At 55.0% G+C, this 3,325-nt stretch carries 2 protein-coding genes; both read right to left on the reverse strand.

Features of this window, described 5'->3' with window-relative positions; all coding sequences use genetic code 11:
• Positions 1-2,689 (reverse strand): hypothetical protein (locus AB0F11_RS37930; protein WP_362184390.1); only part of this gene is annotated, 2,689 nt, incomplete at its 3' end.
• A gap of 444 nt (positions 2,690-3,133) precedes the next feature.
• The coding region (locus tag AB0F11_RS37935) for a hypothetical protein (RefSeq protein WP_362184392.1) at positions 3,134-3,325 on the reverse strand (192 nt) is incomplete at its 5' end.

Consider the following 3,325-nt stretch of genomic DNA (forward strand, 5'->3'; position numbering starts at 1 on the left):
CCGGAATGGGTTCTACAGTCTTTTCGGTTAGCTCGTGCGCGTACCCGAGCAGATGCCTAGAGGCGGGCATCAATGAAGCAACGCGATAGGTGGTCTCTTCTCCCATCTGATGCCGAATGGTCACCGTCTCGCCAACCCTCTTGTCGATAAAGTTCGCAGCAAACGCAGAGTCATGAGGGAAGTAATTCTGTGCCTGCGGAAGAGTACCGACGTCTGCAGGGTCAATTACAACGGTGAACGGCGACCCATCTTCTCGCAGCAGTGTGGCCGCAACACCCGCAGAAACGGCTGTAGGTGTCGCGCCCCATGGAATGTCATCGGCAGTGAGCAGGGCGGTGATGAAACCCGCCGCAACGTTCGCGTTGTCGAGGTTACATCTAAACAATCGATACAACCGACGCATACCGAGGTCACGGTCACCGTATTGAATTTCAGCCAACGCCACCCTGCGGATAATCTTGGGCTCACCGCTTAGTTCCAGCGGGGCCTCGCCAAACGCGCTCCGGATTTCTGCCGGCCGCAAGGTCTGGAGTGCGACGCGATACCAAAACTCCCAGGCGCGAGCGTCGGTAGGACAACGGTCCCTTTGTCGCAAGGCCAGTGGCTTTAACCGGTGCCAATCATTCGCCTGCTGCGCGGCCAGGACTGCCATGCCGACGAAGGCGTCGTCCTCGAACCAATCTGCGGGAGCACTATCCATGATGGACCGAGCCTTCGCGCGGTAACCGCCTTTTGCGTATGCCTCCAGTAGGCGTGTTTGCAACCCACGACTGAGATTGACATTCGGAATCGATGTCAGCAGCGATATCGCCGCCTTGCAGTCCCCAAGCAGAGTAAGCGTATCGGCAGCCTGAATCTTCACAGGCTGAGCCGAGGTCGTCGTTACCAAAGCGACGAGCTTCTCTCCTAAAATCGCAGCTTTCTCCGGCCGTCCAATCGCCAGATAAATTCGGACAGCAGCGTTGAGTAGAATGGGCGCGGTCTCCGCCTCGAAATCATGCTTATCGAGCAATTCAGCGACTGACGAACTGTCGCCACTGTTTCGAAGTGCAATCCACATTAATGCCTGAGCGGTTTTCGCCGCGTCGCAATCAGATACCACAGCAGGGGATTCCGTGATATCCCGTACCAACTCGGGCATTCCGAGAATGGCGGCCGACTCGCCGACCATCATCTGCGCCGAGATATGAATCTCTTTCAGGTGAGGCGCCCCAACCTCTACAACTCTCTGGAGGTCGCCCAGTTCGTGATATGCGTATATGCGCGGAGCCGCAAGCTTCAACGAAGACTCACCAAATACCTCCGCTTCCTCACAAATCTTCAAGCAAGCCGACGCGTCCCCGAGCAGTAGTCTTCCAACCGCAAGGTTCGCGGCTGCGTCCGATACTAGTGCGCCGATTTCCTTGCGCCAGAGTTTTTCATCGCGTGGCTCAAAACATTCACATACGGCGCGCAACGTACACTCGACCTCTGGCGGCAGTAGTCCCATTGAGGCCAGAAACGGGTCCTTACTGGCGAAGTCTGTGGCAATAAAAAGGACGTTGCTCCACGTGTAGAAGCCCGCACCATCCGCACGTAGAGCTCGGTCAGCATAAGCGAGGGACAACGCTCGGTCCCCCGCATCGTGAAAGCTGATTGCCATCATTTGCAACGCATCGGCGTTGCCTTGGAATCTGACGGGCACATCGGCTTCAGCAAGAAACTGCTTCAGTGCGATTTTTGTATTGGCCCAAGCAAGCCATACGTGGGCTGAATCCGGAAAACGCGAGCGCGCTTTCTCTGCGATGTCAAACGCGACGTCGAGATGGTCAGAAAGCAAGAGACCACGTATCTTTCCAGAGGTAATCCGGTCGTCATCCGGGTATATCTCATACGCGGTGTCAAATTTCTGTGCAGCGCCAGCGACATCTCCCGCGTGCCAATCCACAATACCGGAGAGCAAATACCATTTCGCTCTCTGCCGTTCATTTAATGAGGCGTGTTCATCAAAGATTACCGATAGCAACGCACTTGCGCCGCTGTAGCTCATTTCCTTAATGAGTTCGGCCACCTTGTCCAACTGTCTCGATGCTGTATTGTTTTCGTTTGTTACAAGCGACGAGACGAGCGCCGGCCCACCCACTTGCGACATGAATGAATCGAGCTTCGATGATACTGCACTTATGAGCTCATTGGTCTCGACCACCCTCGATTGAGTCTCCTCCGACGACCTTCTCATGTCATCAAAGACACCGCCTGGGGAGTTAGGGCTGTATTTCTTTTGAAGAATCGCGTGACGCTTTATGTGGTTACAAATATCGTCCCAAAACTCAATGCTTACCTTGAACTTTCCAGACCCCGCCCGCGCGTCAGTCAAATCCTGAGCAAACTTGACGAGCTTCGAATCACTTGCGGTCGTCGTCGCTACAATTAACTCGCCAATGCTCCAGCCAGCCGTGTCGGCCGCAGCCACTTCATCATTTATAACTTTTTCAGTGACCTTCGTTTCGTAGTAACGCTTGCACTGAATTCCTTTACGTTTACCAATGCGAGGCTCAACAAAAATGTCGACACCGCCCTGACTTTGTCCCGTCCGACCGTTGCGCTTCGGGGTGGGGTCTTCAAAGATTACTGAGTAGATGTCGGCGCAATAATCTTCGAAGTCCTCTGCATGCTTGGGCTTGGAGATTTCTAAAGTGAATGTGCGCATGTAGATGCTTCTTCGCTCTTTCGAAACCAAAGGATAAATGCCACCGAATCCGACGTTCGCACATCGACGTATGAATTGTCGTCGGCTCGAACATTGTGCACGAAAACAGCCAACGGAAAACGCGTTGGCCGATGCTGCAAAGGTACTCGGTCTGACCCATCGGCCATCATTCGACGTATGGACAGCTTCGCGACAGAACGATGCAGTTCCAACCAAGAGGAAGATGCATCTGCTTTACCTGCAAATTGAGGTCCCAGCTCCGCGAATTTTTTCCTTTCCGCTCAAACCGTTAGGCGATTCAAGGTGCAACCCATCTTCCTGTTTCACAGCACCATGCCGTGGCACAAAAAAGGGCGTCACGAGAGGACGCCCTAAAGTCACCTTTTTCCGATACCCATCAAAGAGTTAGAGTGAGAATCTTCCTTCCTCTTGTGGGTATGCCCGCTAGAACGGAATATCGTCGTCCATCTCGTCGAAGCCGCCGCCTGCCGGTGCGCTCGGACGGCTTTGCGCGCCGCCGCCTGCACCACCACGCGCCGCGCCGCCGGCACGACCACCGCCGCCACCGCCACGCTCCATCTGCTCGCCACGACCGCCGCCACCACCACCACCGTAGCCGCCGCCGTAACCGCCTTC

It is taken from the genome of Streptomyces sp. NPDC032472, from assembly GCF_040636955.1.
Classification (GTDB): Bacteria; Actinomycetota; Actinomycetes; order Streptomycetales; family Streptomycetaceae; genus Streptomyces.